The organism is Methanocalculus natronophilus (assembly GCF_038751955.1).
Taxonomy (GTDB): Archaea; Halobacteriota; Methanomicrobia; order Methanomicrobiales; family Methanocorpusculaceae; genus Methanocalculus; species Methanocalculus natronophilus.
In genome coordinates this window covers 14,778-32,694 of the sequence record NZ_JBCEXH010000012.1, presented here as the reverse complement: position 1 = coordinate 32,694, position 17,917 = coordinate 14,778, and the positions used below count along the sequence as shown (strand labels likewise).

The 17,917-nt window shown below is 45.9% G+C and carries 16 protein-coding genes and 1 pseudogene; 11 read left to right on the top strand and 6 right to left on the bottom strand.

The annotated features are described in order from the left end of the window. Positions 1-60 precede the first annotated feature (60 nt). The gene (locus ABCO64_RS09880; RefSeq protein WP_292615684.1) at positions 61-480 is read right to left on the bottom strand and encodes a hypothetical protein; all 420 of its coding nucleotides are present in this window, start codon (positions 478-480) and stop codon (positions 61-63) included. Positions 481-837: 357 nt separating this feature from the next. Between ABCO64_RS09880 and ABCO64_RS09875 the strand changes: the two genes are divergently transcribed. From ABCO64_RS09875 to ABCO64_RS09865, 3 genes are all read left to right on the top strand, one after another. Further along, complete coding sequence (locus tag ABCO64_RS09875; RefSeq protein WP_343089351.1) at positions 838-1,605, top strand: type IV toxin-antitoxin system AbiEi family antitoxin domain-containing protein; 768 nt, start codon at positions 838-840, stop codon at positions 1,603-1,605. A 110-nt stretch (positions 1,606-1,715) separates the two neighbouring features. After that, a complete protein-coding gene (locus tag ABCO64_RS09870) occupies positions 1,716-2,414 on the top strand; it encodes a nucleotidyl transferase AbiEii/AbiGii toxin family protein (RefSeq protein ID WP_343089350.1) in 699 nt (232 codons plus the stop codon). A 53-nt stretch (positions 2,415-2,467) separates the two neighbouring features. After that, on the top strand, positions 2,468-3,097 hold the full coding sequence (locus tag ABCO64_RS09865) for an acylphosphatase (RefSeq protein WP_343089349.1): 630 nt from the start codon (positions 2,468-2,470) through the stop codon (positions 3,095-3,097). Positions 3,098-3,144: 47 nt separating this feature from the next. Here the strand turns inward: ABCO64_RS09865 and ABCO64_RS09860 are convergent, their stop codons facing one another. From ABCO64_RS09860 to ABCO64_RS09850, 3 genes are all read right to left on the bottom strand, one after another. Next, positions 3,145-3,339 (bottom strand): hypothetical protein, encoded by a 195-nt coding sequence (locus ABCO64_RS09860; protein ID WP_343089348.1) that lies wholly within the window; start codon positions 3,337-3,339, stop codon positions 3,145-3,147. Between the two features lie 375 nt (positions 3,340-3,714). Next, the gene (gene hepT / locus ABCO64_RS09855) at positions 3,715-4,176 is read right to left on the bottom strand and encodes a type VII toxin-antitoxin system HepT family RNase toxin (protein ID WP_292615692.1); all 462 of its coding nucleotides are present in this window, start codon (positions 4,174-4,176) and stop codon (positions 3,715-3,717) included. Further along, the gene (locus ABCO64_RS09850; protein WP_292615694.1) at positions 4,173-4,568 is read right to left on the bottom strand and encodes a nucleotidyltransferase domain-containing protein; all 396 of its coding nucleotides are present in this window, start codon (positions 4,566-4,568) and stop codon (positions 4,173-4,175) included. The genes hepT and ABCO64_RS09850 overlap by 4 nt, the downstream gene beginning before the upstream one ends. A 325-nt stretch (positions 4,569-4,893) precedes the next feature. Between ABCO64_RS09850 and ABCO64_RS09845 the strand changes: the two genes are divergently transcribed. From ABCO64_RS09845 to ABCO64_RS09810, 8 genes are all read left to right on the top strand, one after another. Beyond that, positions 4,894-5,067, top strand: coding sequence for a type II toxin-antitoxin system Phd/YefM family antitoxin (locus ABCO64_RS09845; RefSeq protein ID WP_343089347.1), 174 nt, complete (start codon positions 4,894-4,896; stop codon positions 5,065-5,067). A 6-nt stretch (positions 5,068-5,073) separates the two neighbouring features. Continuing rightward, a complete protein-coding gene (locus tag ABCO64_RS09840) occupies positions 5,074-5,340 on the top strand; it encodes a type II toxin-antitoxin system RelE family toxin (protein ID WP_343089346.1) in 267 nt (88 codons plus the stop codon). A gap of 359 nt (positions 5,341-5,699) precedes the next feature. Beyond that, on the top strand, positions 5,700-7,067 hold the full coding sequence (locus ABCO64_RS09835; RefSeq protein ID WP_343089345.1) for a mannose-1-phosphate guanylyltransferase/mannose-6-phosphate isomerase: 1,368 nt from the start codon (positions 5,700-5,702) through the stop codon (positions 7,065-7,067). 219 nt (positions 7,068-7,286) lie between these two features. Continuing rightward, positions 7,287-8,231 carry an IS5 family transposase gene (locus ABCO64_RS09830; RefSeq protein WP_343089344.1) on the top strand — a complete coding sequence of 315 codons (945 nt, stop codon included), beginning with the start codon at positions 7,287-7,289 and terminating at the stop codon, positions 8,229-8,231. Positions 8,232-8,911: 680 nt separating this feature from the next. After that, entirely contained in the window at positions 8,912-9,964 is a 1,053-nt protein-coding gene (locus ABCO64_RS09825) for a class I SAM-dependent methyltransferase (protein WP_343089343.1), read from the top strand. Continuing rightward, positions 9,961-12,198 (top strand): sulfatase-like hydrolase/transferase, encoded by a 2,238-nt coding sequence (locus tag ABCO64_RS09820; RefSeq protein WP_343089342.1) that lies wholly within the window; start codon positions 9,961-9,963, stop codon positions 12,196-12,198. The genes ABCO64_RS09825 and ABCO64_RS09820 overlap by 4 nt, the downstream gene beginning before the upstream one ends. Before the next feature lie 56 nt (positions 12,199-12,254). Beyond that, positions 12,255-13,439: an FkbM family methyltransferase gene (locus ABCO64_RS09815; RefSeq protein ID WP_343089341.1), complete on the top strand. Its 1,185-nt coding sequence runs from the start codon at positions 12,255-12,257 to the stop codon at positions 13,437-13,439. Then, on the top strand, positions 13,439-16,741 hold the full coding sequence (locus ABCO64_RS09810; RefSeq protein WP_343089340.1) for a glycosyltransferase: 3,303 nt from the start codon (positions 13,439-13,441) through the stop codon (positions 16,739-16,741). The genes ABCO64_RS09815 and ABCO64_RS09810 overlap by 1 nt, the downstream gene beginning before the upstream one ends. 41 nt (positions 16,742-16,782) lie before the next feature. Here the strand turns inward: ABCO64_RS09810 and ABCO64_RS10990 are convergent, their stop codons facing one another. Both ABCO64_RS10990 and ABCO64_RS10985 read right to left on the bottom strand, forming a co-directional pair. Then, entirely contained in the window at positions 16,783-17,514 is a 732-nt protein-coding gene (locus ABCO64_RS10990) for a Wzt carbohydrate-binding domain-containing protein (RefSeq protein ID WP_425463702.1), read from the bottom strand. After that, positions 17,488-17,916, bottom strand: a pseudogene (locus ABCO64_RS10985) (ABC transporter ATP-binding protein); the annotation flags it as partial. The gene ABCO64_RS10990 and the pseudogene ABCO64_RS10985, both read right to left, overlap by 27 nt. Position 17,917: the final 1 nt, after the last annotated feature.

Below are 17,917 nucleotides of genomic sequence, written 5' to 3'. Positions count from 1 at the left end.
ATCATGGTAGTGGATGCTGTGACCGGTGACTGGAAGCCAAAGTGGCAAACTTAGGCTCTATCACACGTGCCCTTCTGGCATAAGGGATATGAGCTTCTGCCTGAACATTTGTGCACCTGAAGAGAGCTTGTGAATATCCTGCTCTACGTAATCCTTCCAGTTCTCTTCGAATTCATCTGTTATCTCCACAAGAGCATCATGAAGATTTGGTGCTGTTGCAAGGAGATGAAATTCGTGGTTATAGAGGATAAAATCCTCATCATCTCTCTCACATGAGAGTTCGATTGGATCTGAAAGCGTATGGATCGTATCATGAATCCGTACATGAAAGAGAGGGATGTGGAAAAGTGACCGGTCATGTGTATCGGTTGCACGCTCGTTAACAAGCCGTTCAATCACGTCACTATATGTTTCGCGGGGGTGCTCCTTCATCTGACTGAGCAGATCCTTTACTCCTGTTGCGATCTTGATTGAACTCATGCTCTGCATACCACCATGTACCACCTTGGTGGTATATAGTATTTCTGATCTGACGGTCAGATCAGTAGCAGCGAACAAATGCCTTACCCCCTATCGGATGCAACCTGGGTGGACTCTCATTTGGTGATACTTTTTTTGAAGAATGAGATCAAGTGGAGTTATCTGTACACTCTCATTCAAAATTGCCCCTAGGGCTCATTCGTTTTTGACCACGAACAATTCGAATAGATCCTTATTTACAACACTATAATATACAATAGTGATAACTATTGTGTATATAATTGGGAATGACTCTTGGACACACATAATAACCTGAGATACCTCTTGAGCATTCCATATAGGACGGATATCATGAGTATGCAACTTCTGAAGATGATGGCCCGTGAGGGGGAGGTTTTTACCATCGATCAGGTGCACGAAAAGACCGGGATACAAAAGGAGATATTGCGCGTAATCCTTTCCCGAATGGAGAAAGGAGGCTTTTTAGAGAGGATAAAGCGGGGAACCTATCTCATCATTCCACTCTCAAGCGAGAAAGGAAGATATACAATGCATGAATTTGTGCTTGCATCCCATCTCATCAGACCATATGCCATTGGATACTGGAGTGCTCTTCACCATTATGGATTGACTGAGCAGATTCCAGGGACTGTATTCATACAGACAACTGCCCGATCAAAGAAGACCCTGATAGAGATGCTCGGAATCACGTTCCGTATTATCCGATTAAAGGAAGAGAAGATCTTTGGACTTCGGAAGGAATGGATTGATGATGCTCAGGTTATTATCACCGATAAGGAGAAGACGATCATCGATTGTCTTGATAAGCCGCAGTATGCCGGTGGCATCACCCTGGTTGCTCAGGCACTGGGCACCCATCAGATGACGGATACGTTTGATCTGAACAAAATGAGCAGGTATGCCATCGATATTGGGAATTCAGCAGTTGTTCGGCGTCTTGGCTATCTGGCAGATACAGTTGGACTGGATGTCGGTCACACCCTTCCCCGGCCGAAGTCACATAACTATCTGCTCCTGGATCCGACGATGCCAGCTGTCGGGAGGAAGAATCCTGCATGGAGGCTGGTTATCAATACTGATGTGACTGATGGAGAATTCGCATGATTCCTGCTCGCGAGATCAAGGAGATGGCGCGTGAATCCGGGGTTCCTGTATCAACGATAGAACGGGATTATGCGCAGAACTGGCTCCTTGCAGCTCTTGGCTCTCTTCCAATGGCTCTCAAGGGTGGAACCGGTATCAGAAAAGTGTATATCGAACAGTATCGGTTTTCAGATGATCTCGATTTCACCTTCCTTGAACCATTTGAGAGGAATGAAATTGCAACCGCAGTTTCTAATGCGGTTCATTGGGTCTCTGAAGAGTGTGGCATTCGTTTTGAGGATGATATCGGGCTGATCAATACAAAAACCGGATATAGGGCTACAGCCAGGTTTCGCATTCTATCAGGAAGTGCACTCTCGCCGATAAAGATCGATTTTGATCTGACACGCATGGACTATGAAGAGGTATTACTCCCTGTTCAGAGAAGAGATATCTTCCATCCGTATTCTGATAATCCGGAGGCTATTTTTTCCTCCTACAGTCTGGAAGAGATAATGGCTGAGAAGATCCGCTCAATCTTTCAACGTGTTCGGCCGAGGGATATTTATGATATCTGGCAACTGGCTGAACGTGTGCGTTCAGAAGATGTAATGGCAATTCTTCAAAGAAAGTGTAAAGCCAGGGGCATAGTTTTAGATGCAGACATCTTGCACAATAAAGAAGAAAAGTTCAGATCAGCATGGAACAACTCATTGCGGCATCAGATGAAACAAATCCCTGACTTCAGTGCCGCATTTGAAACAACTCTTCTGAAGCTTGAAGAGTATTCTCATGAAGACGTGGTCAATAACCAGCTGGCCGAGATGTGAAGCCATCTTGTGTGATAGAAAAGCCTTTGAATTATGAAAACCCAATGCTGATTATGGATTCTCATACCTTCTCCAGATATTCAATACAGGTTTCAGGAGCGGTACAGAGGGTTGGCTATCGGCATATTGTTCAGAATATTGCCCGAAAATTACATATTACCGGGTATATCGAGAACCTTGAAGGATATGACGTGCATATCATAGCAGAGGGTCGTGTAGACGACCTTGATGCATTTATCCAGGCTATCAGGATTGTGGAGTATCCAATAGAAGTTGAAGAGATTTGTACCGTTGAAGAAGAATATAAAGGAGATTATTCTTATTTTGCGGTGATCAGGGGCTCTCCGGAAGATGAACTTGCAGAGAGATTTGATACTGCAATTGCTATCTTTTCACGGATGGAGAGGAAACAGGATATCTCCCTTGACAAGCACGATACGTCAATTTCATTGCAGGAAAAGACAATCGGCCTGCAGGAAAAGACCGTCGGTCTTCAGAAGGAGACAATCGGACTTCAGAAAGATACTATCAGTCTTCAACAAGAAACACTCACTGAAGTTAAAGGCATGAGAAGTGATCTCGATAACCATCTCAATAAGGAGATCTCTGAGATGCGTATGGAATTAAAGGAGATCAGGACGGCATTGATAAACTATGGAATTATGAATGCCGTAAAGTCCTGAGAATAATACAATAATCTCTCACCTTATCCCTCCAGGCGGAACACTCCTCAATGCCCCTGCCTTTTCCTGCTCCAGTGAAGGGGATCCTCATGGCCAACCGAACGGGGCTCGCCGCCCCGCCGGGAGGATATTTGCGCTCCCGCGCTCATGAGGTTGCACTGGATCTCCTTCAGATGCAGAATATCGATTGTGAACGCACCCTGCCGCTCCCATTTGAGAAGAGGAACACCGCCCACCTGCAATCGCGTCCTTACTATCTCCCCTACCGCATCTCCATCGGCTTACCCTCCCTTGAACCAGGTACCGATGCTCATTCGCGATTTACCCGGTTCCCCATGCTATCCTTACTCCATCCTTCAGGTGAATGGGGGCAGGGGGGTTTGCCTGCGGGAGGGATGTCACAGTCTGACAGATATCAAAGAGAAATGGAGGCTGCCTGTAAGCGCTTGTCTGTCTGGCATATTTCAGATAATGTGTCGGACAAGAATGGTTGTGAAAGATGGATGTCTCACAACTTCCCTCCCGGGTAATGTCAGGGAGCCAGTTGCCGGGAGGGGAACCTGGCATCTTATTCCGCAGTGGTATAGGGATTTGGGATCTGAAGACGGACATCCCAATCACTCTGCATTTGTATTGAGGTATTCTTCAATGGCCTGTTTGAAGAGAGCAAAGTCTCCAAGGTTTTCCTGCAGGATTGAAAATGCAATCTCATCGTTCATCCGGCCATATCTGTGAACCACCAGATTGCGAAAACCCTTCATTGTCCGGAGTTTTTCATGCATTTCAGAGCTGATGATTCCATGTGTCACGAGGTGGATGATACTATCCTCATCCTCACCAGGAATCCCAAGCTTCAAATCCGCATTCAGGATTGCGCAGATATCGAAGACATTTTCAATTGCATATTCGATTCTTTTGTATATCCCATCCTTCATCAGGCCCATATCGAGGAACTCTTCAAAGGATTCCGGCAGATGTTTCTTCACCAGCTGAACGCTCTCCTCCATCTCGATAAGCTTTGTCCGGATCAGTGTGTCCCTGACAACACCACTCATACCGCCCCTCATACCACCGCTCATACCATCGCCTCTTTTCCGATATAGTCGTAGAAACGGTGTTTGAAGCCATCAAATTCCCTGATTGTCCGATACGCAACATCATACGCAAAACGCATATCCTTTGCATAGAGGAGACGGCCCCGGATGACCTCAATTCTGATGTAGAGCGGGAGATGTGAAAAGATCTGGATATCAATCCGGGAATCCGATAATTCTTTTATGCATGCAAACCGGAATCGTTCAGCCTCAATGGCATCGCCATCATACCAGAGACAGAGATCGATATCCGAATCAGCCCGTGCCTGCCCCGCTGCAACGGATCCATAGAGGAAGATGAAACAGACGCGATCAAAGCCATCGATAGCTTTGATACGCTTCAATGCTTTGTCTGCAAGGTCTTCTGTGGGGGGCATGCAGGATCTCATATATACACAATGGGCGTTCATCATCATATTTATTATGATTGTATTGACCGCAAAAGTACACCCTTGATCAATCAATCTCAGCAATCTCTGCCTGGCAAGGGGGTATTCAGACATATCCGCGATATTCGAAAAAGATCAGGATATTTGAATCGACCATCACCTTCATTGTTTCAGATGGGTTCTGAGTATTGAGGAAGCGCGTGAGGATAGTTCCCGACTGAAAGAGGTACCCGGGTTATACCTCTGCAGAAACAGGTGATTGTCAGCACTTATATATCCCCTGAATCATATCTAGATAACGAGGGAAACAACGATGGGTGCAGTCAAAGAGCAGTTTATTATTGATGAGCAGGGTGAGCGTGTTGCAGTTATCCTGCCTCTAGATGAATACGAGCAGTTGCAGGAAGATCTCCACGATCTGGCCGTTGTGGCAGAGAGAAGAACTGATTCGACAATCACACTTGAAGAACTCAAAAAGCGACTCTGAATCGTCATGGATCTGTATGAGATTCACGTCAGGAAAAGCGTTGAGAAAGATATAGCGAATGTACCTCACGAGAGTGTTTCACGGATCCTGAATGCGGTCGAAGACCTTATGCAAAACCCGGTGCCACACAGTGCTCGTAAACTCAGCGGTTCTGTATCCCTCTACCGGATCCGGGTTGGTGAATATCGCGTACTCTATGAAGTCTGTCATGAAAAGAAACAGGTCACTATTGTCTTTGTCCGTCACCGCCGCACTGCATACCGCGGTTTCTGATGCATGCCATCTCTCATTTCGCCCGGTCTCTCATTCCTTCTTTCTCTCTCCCATTTCAGAAGCTATACGGTGTCCCGGCTATCGGGCTGATCATGGGATAAGGATCACACCCTCCCACGCCTCCTCCACCCCTGGCTTCAGCAATACAATAATACAATGTTGCGGAAGAATGCCACATCCGGATCAAAGCCCTTAAAGTCTTGTATACCAACCATTACTTTAGAGGTGTTCAATTCAGGAATGAAGAGCCAGGATCCCCCCCACACAACCATCTGCGTCGTCGGCATCAGGTATGTCAGATTGCCGATCCCCGCCGCCGCATTCAGCAGACATAGTTTATCAAGGAGGCATTTCAAGGTATGAAAACCCTCATACTCGCCGGGGGGAGCGGGACCCGGCTCTTCCCTCTCTCACGCGAGCAGTTCCCAAAACAGTTCATCAGGCTTTTTGATGGCGAATCGCTCTTCCAGAAGACGGTGAAGCGGCAGCTGCTTCTGTCAGCTGCATCGGATATCACCATTGTCACAAACGAGGAACACCAGTTCCTGATCCGCGACCAGCTCGCCGATATCGGGTGTGAATGCCCGGTTCTCACCGAACCGGTGGGGAAGAATACGCTCCCTGCCATCTATTATGGGGTGAAGGTGCTTGCTGAGAGTGGTGCAGACGCAGGCGATGATCGGATCGCGGTCGTCTCCTCCGATCACCTGATCGAACCGGATGATGCATTTCTTGCTGCTTTCCGCGCGGCCGCTCGTCTGGCAGATCGGCACCTTGTGGTATTCGGGATACGCCCCACTGCCCCCCATACCGGCTATGGATACATCCGGCCCGGATCGCCGCTTGGAGATGACGGCTATCTCGTCGATTGCTTTGTGGAGAAGCCGGACCAGGAGACCGCAGAGGAGTACTGTGCATTGGGATACCTCTGGAACAGCGGGATGTTCGTCTTCTCCCCCTCCCTTTTTCTCTCCGAGGCAGAGAAGTATGCCTGGGAGATAGTCGCCGCGTTCTCCAATCTTTCGGTTGAAGAGGCATATGCGAAGGTGCCGAAGATCTCAATTGACTATGGAATCATGGAGAGGACAGACCGTGCCGCAGTTGTTCCCTTCTCATCAGGATGGAATGATCTCGGCACCTTCGATGCCCTCTATGACACCTTTCCGAAGAATGAAGATGCAAACGCCATCCGAGGCGAGCATATCGGGATCAACTCAGAAAAGAACCTGATCATTGGCAACCGGCTGATCGCGACGGTCGGCGTCTCCAATCTCGCGATCATCGAGACAAAAGACGCGATCCTTGTTGCCTCACGAGACCAGGCGCAGCGTATCGGTGAAATCGCAAAAGAGCTGAAGGAACAGGGGGACGAACGCGCCATCCATCACATGGAGGTTCACCGCCCCTGGGGATCCTACACGATGCTTGAAGGCGGCGATGCATACCGGATAAAGCGGGTCTCGGTCCCCCCCGGCCGCCGCCTCTCGCTCCAGATGCACCATCACCGAAGCGAGCACTGGATTGTTGTCCGGGGCACTGCCGAGGTGACGATCGGCGAAGAGAGATACCTCCTGACGAACGGCCAGAGCACCTATGTGCCTGCCGGCACCGTCCACCGGCTTGCAAACCCCGGCCTCCTGCCGCTTGAGCTGATCGAAGTGCAGATAGGGGAGTATACGGGAGAGGACGATATTGTGAGGATCGAGGATGATTACCGGAGGGTGTGAAAGGAGGGGCTACAGTTCACTGGTGTGATATTGTTGGGGTATTTCTCTGAAAAAATCAATAGAAAGAAAACCTGACCACGTTTAATTCCTGTTAAAGGAAAGCAAAACATTTTTCCTATCTCGAAAGAATATAATATTATGCAACAAAAATCCCTAGAGAACTTCGAATAACCTCGTTCCATCGAAAGTACTTTATAGTGTGTGATCGATCAGTACTCAATGAGCACGTTCTTTAATTTTGCAATTAAGGATGAATATCGCCGCTTTGCTCAACAAGGAAACAATCTTGGTACCTTATCCTCCTTGATCGACTGGGAGCGGTTTCGTCCTCTTCTCTCTGATCTCTACACCAACACCGAAGGAAAAGGTGGCCGACCAAACTATGACGTTGTTTTCATGATCAAACTCATGGTTCTGCAGCAACTGTATGGATTATCAGATCCCCAGCTTGAACGAGAAGTCTATGATCGCTTATCGTTCCGTCATTTTCTCGACTACCCAACGAAAATTCCAGATGCCTCCACCATCTGGCTATTCCGAGAGCGTCTGATCAAAACAGGGAAAGAAGAATTGATCTGGACTGAATTCCAACATCAGATCGATCAGAAAGGATTGACAATTCATCGTGGTGTGATCCAGGATGCAAGTTTCATCACTGCAGATCCGGGTCATGCACCCGCCGATACACCGCGAGGAAAAGATGCAAAGACGCGGCGAAGCCGTGATGGGACATGGGCAAAGAAAGGGTCAAAATCTCATTTTGGGTTTAAATTGCATATTCTCATGGATAAGGAACATCAACTTATCCGACGAATGGCAACAACACCAGCTTCAGTTCATGATAGCAAAATTGATCTCTCCCGATCCGGAGAGACGGTATACAGGGACAAGGGATATTTTGGCGTCAAGCCCTGTGCATCCATGGATAAGACAATGCATAGAGGAGTTCGAAACCACCCATTATCAACTAAGGAAAAGCGTAGAAACCGAGCGATCAACAGGATACGTCCTCTTGTTGAACGACCGTTTGCTGTGATGAAAAAAGTGTTCAGAGCTGGTCATGTGATGGTAACAACCTGTGCAAGGGCGCATATCAAGTGCCTGTTCTCATGTTGGGGTTACAATTTGAAGCAACTTCAGACGCTCAAACGATGGCCTGTTTGAGCGATAGCTATCTTTCTCCACAGGAAATGATGGTTGGAGCAGGCCTGAAAAGGTGGCTATAACTTATTTTTTAGCAAAATTGGGTGAGATATTGGGTTTTCAACTCTCAAGTGATCGTTGTTGGTTGGGTTAATCGAAAAGCTCCCTAGTAATTCTTTTGTTGAGTTTATTTTCAGTTGGGTTATTGGTCACCCCGGCATCAGCTTATCTTGATCCCGGTACTGCAAGTATTCTATTCCAGATGATGATTGCTACCGTTCTTGGGGTTGGGTTTGCAGTTAAGATATATTGGATGAAAATAAAAAATTACTTTGGAAAAAAAGCTCGTGGTGAGGGCGATAGTGAATAATCCTCAAGGTCAAATTCCCGCGTCATTCCGTGATCCCAGTGGTTTTTTATTTAGACGCGATGGAATGCTCTATCGTCAGATAAATACATGTTTCCGAAAAGATTTCGAAGCATTCATCTCTTCTGGTCTTTATGAAACACTCGTATCCAAAAAACTTCTCATTCCTCATCAGGAGACAGATATACAACCTGAAATTCCAGGTATTGCTTACAAGGTTATCCAGCCGAAGACAATCCCATTCATCTCCTATCCCTATGAGTGGTGTTTTAGTCAATTGAAGGATGCAGCTCTGATAACATTACAGATGGAAAAGCTTGCATTGGAACACAGTATGACCCTAAAGGATGCAAGTGCATATAATATTCAATTCCTTGATGGAACACCTGTTTTTATCGATACCCTCTCATTTGAGCGATATATCGAGGGAGAACCCTGGGTGGCATACCGCCAGTTTTGCCAGCATTTTCTTGCACCGCTCCTCCTGATGCAGCAGACCGATATCAGGCTGAATCAATTGCTCCGGGTTTATATTGATGGAGTACCGCTTGACCTGGCAAGTGCACTCCTTCCGAAACGATCCTGGCTGAAGAAGCAGAGCCTGCTTCATATCCATCTTCATGCACGAAGCCAGAAGAAGTATGCAGATACATCAGGCTCTGTAAAAAGGCCTGCCCATACAAATGTTAGCAGAATTGGGCACCTTGGTCTTCTCGACAGTCTCATGAATGCGGTCAGGGACCTAAAATGGCTCCCGGAGAATACTGAATGGCGTGATTATTATGCTGACAACTCGTATTCTGATGAAGGGTTTGCAGATAAAAAGGAGCTTGTTGGTAAATACCTGGATATTCTGAAGCCTTCATATGTCTGGGATTTTGGTGCAAATACCGGAGAGTTCAGCCGGCTGGCAGGCACTCGCGGCATACCGACCATCTCTTTCGATATTGATCCCGCCTGTGTCGAGCTTAATTATCAGGAGCTTCGGCGAAATGAAGAGCCAAATATCATCCCTCTTCTCCTTGATCTCACCAACCCGAGTCCGGGAATTGGATGGGAGAACCGGGAGCGTGACTCGCTTGCCGATCGCGGTCCGGTGGATACTATCCTCGCCCTTGCTCTTGTTCACCACCTTGCCATCTCGAATAACGTGCCCCTTGATATGATTGCCAGATTCTTCTCCGGACTTGGTAGATCTCTCATCATCGAATTTATTCCAAAAGATGATGTACAGGTGCAGCGGCTACTTTCTGGTAGAAAGGATATCTTTGATAACTATTCACAGGAAGAATTTGAGCAAGCTTTCAGCCGGTATTTCACCATTGAGCAGACTGGCGCGATCAGGGATTCGGGAAGGATTATGTACTTAATGAGGAGGAAGGAATGACGATACAAGATAAAATAAAAAATAACAAAGATTACATCCGTGGCAGATTCAGCGACCCGGATACGGTGAAGGCAGCCGTTGGAGCATCATTTCTGTTATCAGTCACCCTCCTGTTCTTCGGCCCGTCATACCTATATTATACAAATCTCCTGCAGATCCCCTATTACTATACTGACCTTGTCTGGCTCTTTGTTGCATACTCTCTTGCAGCGGGAGCCATCCTCGCCATCGTCCTGATCCTGCTCAAAGGCACCGTGCACCAGCGGGCGGTTGCCATTGTGTTTGCACTCGGCCTGCTCTTCTGGATACAGGGGCATATCCTGGTCTGGGATTATGGAGTCCTTGATGGAAGAGCGATCATCTGGGAGGATTACCTCATCAACGGGATCATCGACTCAGTAATCTGGATCGCTCTCCTCGCTCTCGCCCTCTTCAAAGGCCCATCCTTCTACAAGCATATCGCCCTTGCGAGCGTCCTGCTCCTCGTCATCCAGGGAGGAGGGCTCGTCGCCGAGGTGTACCAGGCACCCGACGAGCCCGAGTGGAAGAGCTATGCAATCGGCTATGATGATGAAGCGATGTTTGAGTTCTCATCTGAACAGAATGTTATTATCCTGGTGCTGGATATGTTCCAATCGGATCTCTTCCAGGAGATCATTGATGAGGATCCGGAATACCGGGAAATGTTTGACGGGTTTACGTTTTATAGGAATGCGGTTGGAGGGCATCCCACAACATATCCATCTGTTACATACATACTAACAGGAAAACACTATGACAATTCTATTCCAATACAGGAGCATATTAAAAACTCATTTTTAGAGAATTCGATTCCAAAGGCGATAAAAGAGAGTGGATATAGAGTGGATCTCTATCCCTTATTCGGGCCTGAAATATATCTTGGAGAGGAAATTGCTTCGAGTGTTGGTATTAAGCAACAAAGTGAGGTAGACAGAGTGGTTGATGGTCAAAAGGGGGCATCGGAACTACGTGAGCTCACTTTGTTCCGATATTTACCACATATTTTCAAGAGGTATTTCCATACAATACCCTTTGTTGATTTAGGGAATGGAGATGATCTTCATCGTGATGTGATCTTCTACAATACATTGGTTTCTGATACCAGTGTGTCCGATAATAATAAAGTGTTCAAATTTTATCATATCTGGGGAGCTCATGCTCCATACACATTGAACTCACAATTACATAAGGAAGATTTACCTCAGAATCGTTCAGGAGCCAAAGAGCAGGCAAAAGCGGCATTGAAGATAAGCGGAGGACTCATTGACCAGCTAAGGAAACATGATATCTACGATAATTCTATGATATTTATAATTGCAGATCATGGAAATCCAGGGGGATCAATCGGTCTGAATTATCAACCTTTGAGTGGAGTAGATTCAATAAATGAATATTTGGTTGATAAAAGAGTAATCACCTCTGGGATACCCCTTATGCTTGTGAAACCATTTGATTCAGATGGAGAACTCATCATATCAGATGCACCTGTTACACTAGGTGATATTCCACAAACTATAGCATCAGAGTTACAGTTGTCATATGAGTTCCCAGGGCAATCTATTCTCTCAATTAGTGAGCCGGAAGAACGGGAACGATGGTATTATTATTATTTTTGGTCGAAAGAATATTTTGATTTGAGCAGAGAATACCTACCTCCTATGACGCAATATACAATTACTGGACATAGCTGGCTTCCAAGCTCCTGGAAACCAACATATCGAGTATACACCCCCGGAGAAGTGATCCAATACCAAGATTACACTATTCCTTATTTTATGATACTAAATAGATTTAGCATCCAATCAGGAGTTGGTTATAGAGATTATGATTCTTCAATCAATGAAACTGTCTTTATTAGTTCAAGACTAACAAATCAATCAGGTTACTTGATTTATGGACCGTACATAAGTCTACATTCTGGAGATTACACAATAAAATATGAAATAAAAGCCGAAAACGTCACCCAACCAGATGAACCCATCTTTACAGTAGATATCCATAGTGCATATACAGATGAAAACCCTCCAACCTTTATGACTGATAAGATGAGGAGCATATATGTAAATGAAATCATTGAAGGAGAATACACAACCATTCAATTGAATCTATTAATAGATACATATAATCCCAATCGCCTTATTGAGTTCAGAGTCTTTCAGCCCCTTAATAGTGATCTGTATGTCAAAAACATTGACATCATCAAAAATGAATAATTGGAGCATCTAATCACATGACTTTCATATCATATGCACAAAACTTTGAAGACGTAATGCTCTGGCGGGCACTAAAACACATTGAGAATGGATATTATATTGATGTGGGTGCGTGGCGCCCGGATGTTGACTCTGTAACACGAGCATTTTACGAGCGAGGTTGGCAAGGGATTAATATCGAGCCAGATCCAGATTCACACGCCCTACTTCAAAAGCATAGAACTCGTGACGTAAATTTAAGCAATGCAGTGGGTGATAAGACAGGCATACAAACCCTTCATGTTGTGCGCGAAACAGGTTTATCAACACTTGACGAGGATATTGCACAAAAACATACCAAGGCAGGATGGGTAGTACAGAAACGGGAAGTAGAAATTATAACCCTTGCTGCCTTGTGGGAAGAACATGTGCCGAATGACCAAGACGTTCATTTTCTTAAAGTAGATGTGGAAGGTTCAGAAGAACCAGTACTGAGAGGGAACGATTGGTCAAAATTTCGCCCCTGGATTGTTATCGTTGAAGCAACAATACCCTCATCCCAAGAAGAGAGTTATGATGCATGGGAGCCAATTCTTCTCACCGCAAGTTACGATTTCGCTTATGCAGATGGATTGAATCGCTTTTACATAGCAAATGAGCATGCTGAACTACTCCCTGCATTTAAATACCCCCCCAACGTCTTTGACCACATTAAGTTAGATATACAGCAGCAAGCCGAAGTAAAAGCCCATCAAGCCGAAGTAAAAGCTCATCAAGCCGAAGTAAAAGCTCATCAAGCCACCACTGCGTTGAGCAGTGCCAAAACAAAAAATGATGAGCTAAGCAGGGAACTCCATTCCATGCAGGCTAGCATCTGCTGGCGTATCACCCGTCCACTACGAATTGCATTTGACATACTTCTCTGGATAAGGGCAAGGGGTGCAGGTGCTCTACAAAGAGTCAAATATGGAATAAAACATGTGTTCAGTTTCATCCTGGCCTATGTAGCTCATTTCATTCTGGCTCGCCCTAGGCTAAAGATAAGAGCAATGGCTTTTTTACATAGAATTCCTGCACTTGAAACCCGGCTATACAGGTTTGTTGTAGAAGGAAGAATAAGCTCAGGTGGAAAGACAGTACAGATCACATATAACAACCCTGAAAAGGCAATAGCAGAATATTCGGACCTTACTCCCTCAGCTCGTTGCACCTATACTGAACTGAAAGCAGCTATTGAGCGAGATAGAAGGAGAGGCTATTGATGCGTATTGTAATCGATCTACAAGGAGCACAATCAAAGGGATCATGCAATAGAGGTATCGGTCGGTACTCTCTCTCACTAGCTCAGGCAATAGTGCGCAATCGAGGTATACATGAAGTATTTATCGCCCTGAAAGGGGGATTTCCTGATACTATTGAACATATTCGCTCGGTCTTTGACGGTCTGCTACCGCAGGAAAATATCCGTGTCTGGAATCTGCCAGGTTCAGTGTGTGCCATAATCCAATCAAACACCTGGCGACGTGAAGCAACAGAACTGCTTCGTGAGGCTTTCCTGGCAAGCTTAAAACCGGATGTTGTCCTGGTCTCAAGTTTGTTCGAGGGTTTGGGTGATGATGCCGTCACCAGTATTGGAGTGTTTACCTGTTCATTACCTACTGCAGTTGTACTCTACGATCTCATACCGCTTATTCATCCTAAACCTTATCTTGAAAATCCAATTGTTCAAAGTTGGTATCTTAATAAAATCGAACATCTACGTCGGGCAGATGTGTGGTTGGCAATTTCCGAATCTTCCCGTCAGGAAGGTATCAGTTATCTTGGACTTCCTAAAACCGATGTCGTTAATATATCCACTGATGCCGACAACCACTTTCAAAGGATAGTAATCCCCTCAGAAGATGAAGGAAATCTCCGTTTAAAGTACGGTTTGACAAAACCATTTCTCATGTATACAGGTGGTATTGATCATCGCAAGAACATCGAGAGGCTAATACGGGCCTTCGCCATCTTGCCAACTACCATACGTCAGAATTACCAACTTGCAATTATCTGTTCCGTGCATCCCGATACCCGGCAGGCACTTGATAAAATCGCCCGACAACAAGGATTGAAAGCGAATGAAATAATCTTTACAGGTTTTATACCCGAGGAAGACTTGGTTGCTTTTTACAATTTGTGTAAGCTTTTTATTTTTCCATCATGGCACGAAGGCTTCGGCCTTCCTGCGCTGGAAGCAATGCGATGTGGTGCGCCCGTAATAGCAGCTAACACCTCCAGTCTGCCGGAGGTAATAGGGCGAGAAGACGCTTTATTTGATCCATTTTCTGAAGAATCCATCGCAGCAAAAATAACCGAGGTGTTGACGAATGACAGCCTCCTTGAGAGCCTGAGGAGCCACGCCACAAAGCAGGCAAACAGCTTTTCCTGGGATAAGAGCGCCAAGAAGGCAATAGCAGCCTTTGAACGATTAAATACTAAAAACGAGGAAAATTGCGCTAAAGTCCAAGTACATCCCCATCGTCCGAAGATGGCATATATCTCACCTCTTCCACCCGAACGGAGCGGTATTGCTGATTATAGTGCTGAGTTATTACCCGAATTGGCCGGCTTTTACGATATCGATGTAATTGTTGCTCAGTCGGAAGTGTCTGATCCCTGGATTAAAGCTTGCCTGCCCATTCGAACAGTTGAATGGTTCATAGAACATGCCGATCAGTATGATCGCATCCTCTACCATTTCGGCAACTCCCCATTCCATCAGCACATGTTCGATCTACTTGATCAAATACCGGGCATAGTTGTACTGCACGATTTTTTCCTGAGTGGCATATTGGCACATCTGGAACTAACTGGAACGGCACCCGGCGCATGGAGCGTTGAGCTATATAAGTCTCACGGGTATTCAGCAGTCTGGAAGCGGTTTCACACAAAAGACATGGAAGAGACCATCTTTAAATTTCCATGCAACTTTAGTACTCTCCAGAGGGCAGTGGGTTTAATAACTCACTCAAACTACTCGATCTCACTCGCACAGGAATGTTACAGCAAGGAGCTGGTCGATAAATACGTTAAAATTCCACTTCTGCGTGTTCCAGTCAGCACAAACGATAGGATAGGAGCACGTAGGACACTTGGGCTGGTAGCAGATGATTTCATAGTATGCAGCTTCGGACACCTCGGATCAACCAAGCAAAATCACCGTCTTCTGAATGCCTGGATGAAATCCAGTCTTGCAAGGGATCAACGCTGTCAACTAATCTTTGTAGGTGAAAATGAAGGTGGCATCTATGGAAAACAGATGCTGGACACTATTTATAAGAGCGGCATTCGTGACCGTATTCGTATCACAGGTTGGGTTGGAAAAGATGATTATAGGTACTATCTTGCATCTGCAGATATAGCCGTTCAACTCAGATCACATTCACGTGGAGAAACCTCTGCAGCAATCCTGGATTGTATGAATAATGGTCTGGCAACCATTATAAACGCTAACGGATCAAACACCGAATTACCGGATGATGCCGTATGGATGCTACCAGATGATTTCGATGATACCGATCTGATCCTGGCGCTGGAAGCATTGTGGGGCGACACCTCAAGGCGTCAGAAACTGGGTACTCGAGCACGCGAAGTGATTCTGACGCGCCATGCACCCCATACATGTGCTGAACAATATGTCCAGGCTATTGAAAAATTCTATGCTAACGCGCAAACAGGAAGAAAAGCGCTGATCAACACACTAGCCCGATTAGAAAAATTGCCTTCTGATAATGGGACATTAGTAACCCTGGCTACTGCTATTGCACAGAACCTACCGTCAAAACACCCCGCACATCAACTTATGGTGGATATCACTGGCCTGGTTCAACAGGACGGTATAAGAAGTATTCAGCATATGGCGAGGTGCATACTTAAAGAATTACTCCAGAACCCGCCACCAGGCTATCGGGTAGAGCCGGTTTATGTTCCCACAGGACGTTCAGGTTATCATTATGCGCGAAATTTCACCCTACATTTTATAGATTGTCCATTCAACGGGTTGCCAGATGACCCGATCGAATTTCGATCAGGTGATATTCTAATCGGATTAGCGCCGCAAACACATATATCATATGTGCAAGAGGAGGCTCTGGAATCACTCCGTCTTCATGGAATAGGGATCTATTTTGTGATTGATGACACTCACCCAATATTATTACCTCAGGACAATATTGACAATAAGGAGAGAGATCTGGAAAAGTGGTTGAATTCAATTGTTCGGTTCGATGGTGTATTATGTACTTCAATTGCCGGCTTAGGTGAATTCATAAAGTTGCTTGAAAAGAATGGCCCAAAGCGTCTTCGCCCTCTCAAGATCGGCCAATTCCATTTGTGTAAGGAAGTCGCTAATGTTGCTTCAACACGTGACCTCCCTAACGAAATGGTTCAAGTTCTAAACCAACACAATTATAATTCAGATGATGAATCGTGCTTAAGCTGGGAGCAAAGCACCCAACAGATGTTGGATCTAATATTCAAGGGGAAATGGTACACCGAATGGAGTAATAATAAAAACTGCTAATCTAGGATAATTGAATCTCTGAACGTAATGATCTAAAATCCTCACTCAATAACCCAGTGGCAGGGAATATCCACAATCCCTGCATCCCTCCCGGTAGAGATAACATCAAAGAAGAACTCTTTGTCCCGCCAGTCATAGGGTTTTTGATCACGGGTCTGCACTGCTGCGCTAAGGAGGAACCGACCGGCAAGCATCGGGATCCGCTCAATCTCAAGATCCAGAAATCCCGAACCGGTGATATATTCGATCGAAATGTCCTTTAATTCTGTATTCGTCCCGTAGAGGTGTTCGCCACGTTCAAAGTAGAGAGCGATACCAAAAACCGGATCTTTGACGCAATCATGGGTCGAGTAAAAAATCCTGATCGTCATCGGATCGAAGGTGTTGAACCGGATACTCTCAGCACCAAACTTATTGTAGAATTTAACTCCGGTGATCTCGACCTTACCATCACCCCAGCGTGTCCTCTCCACCTGTTCGGCAGGTGCTGCATCGGCTTCAGGTGCAGCTCCGGTTGGCTCTTCAGCCGACTTACCATAAATATACCGGTCGATAACGTCGCTTGTCTCCCCTAAAGCAACCTGCTCTCCCTGGCGAAGGAGGAGGGTGCGATCACAGAACCTCCGAACCGAGCCGAGATCATGGGAGACGAAGACAATTGTAACACCTTCGTTCCGGTAACGCTTGAGGACATCCATACATTTCTGCTGAAAATCCATATCACCAACGGCGAGTACTTCATCAAGGAGCAGAATTTCTGGATCGGTCTGTATTGCGGTTGAGAAAGCCAGCCGGACCTGCATCCCTGAGGAGTAATTTTTCAGTTTTGTGTCCCGGAAATGTGTAAGATCTGCAAATTCAAGGATCTCATCAATTTTATCCGCAATATCCCGGTGTGAAAGACCCATGATCGTACTATACATCTTGATATTTTCAACTGCGGTAAAATCAGGGTTAAAACCAACACCAAGCTCCAGAAATGGTGTAAGCCTGCGATGAACAGAAACTGATCCGGATGTCGGCCGCATGATCTGTGCCAGGATCTTCAGGAGGGTGCTCTTCCCGCTCCCATTCTCACCGATGATGCCGAGCATCTCTCCTTCTTCAACAGAGAAGGTGACATCATGGAGTGCAGGGAAGGTTTCATACTGGACAGGCCTTAGGAAACCGGTCAGA

Excerpts from the sequence above, each read along its gene's own strand:
- ABCO64_RS09870 (WP_343089350.1), top strand. The coding sequence starts at position 1,716 with ATGGCTCTCAAGGGTGGAACCGGTATCAGAAAAGTGTATATCGAACAG.
- ABCO64_RS09815 (WP_343089341.1), top strand. The coding sequence starts at position 12,255 with ATGCTCTGGCGGGCACTAAAACACATTGAGAATGGATATTATATTGAT.
- ABCO64_RS09825 (WP_343089343.1), top strand. The coding sequence starts at position 8,912 with ATGACCCTAAAGGATGCAAGTGCATATAATATTCAATTCCTTGATGGA.
- ABCO64_RS09865 (WP_343089349.1), top strand. The coding sequence starts at position 2,468 with ATGGATTCTCATACCTTCTCCAGATATTCAATACAGGTTTCAGGAGCG.
- ABCO64_RS09845 (WP_343089347.1), top strand. The coding sequence starts at position 4,894 with ATGGGTGCAGTCAAAGAGCAGTTTATTATTGATGAGCAGGGTGAGCGT.
- ABCO64_RS09875 (WP_343089351.1), top strand. The coding sequence starts at position 838 with ATGCAACTTCTGAAGATGATGGCCCGTGAGGGGGAGGTTTTTACCATC.
- ABCO64_RS09835 (WP_343089345.1), top strand. The coding sequence starts at position 5,700 with ATGAAAACCCTCATACTCGCCGGGGGGAGCGGGACCCGGCTCTTCCCT.
- ABCO64_RS09880 (WP_292615684.1), bottom strand. The coding sequence starts at position 480 with ATGAGTTCAATCAAGATCGCAACAGGAGTAAAGGATCTGCTCAGTCAG.
- ABCO64_RS09840 (WP_343089346.1), top strand. The coding sequence starts at position 5,074 with ATGGATCTGTATGAGATTCACGTCAGGAAAAGCGTTGAGAAAGATATA.
- ABCO64_RS09850 (WP_292615694.1), bottom strand. The coding sequence starts at position 4,568 with ATGCCCCCCACAGAAGACCTTGCAGACAAAGCATTGAAGCGTATCAAA.
- hepT (WP_292615692.1), bottom strand. The coding sequence starts at position 4,176 with ATGAGCGGTGGTATGAGGGGCGGTATGAGTGGTGTTGTCAGGGACACA.
- ABCO64_RS09810 (WP_343089340.1), top strand. The coding sequence starts at position 13,439 with ATGCGTATTGTAATCGATCTACAAGGAGCACAATCAAAGGGATCATGC.
- ABCO64_RS09820 (WP_343089342.1), top strand. The coding sequence starts at position 9,961 with ATGACGATACAAGATAAAATAAAAAATAACAAAGATTACATCCGTGGC.
- ABCO64_RS09830 (WP_343089344.1), top strand. The coding sequence starts at position 7,287 with ATGAGCACGTTCTTTAATTTTGCAATTAAGGATGAATATCGCCGCTTT.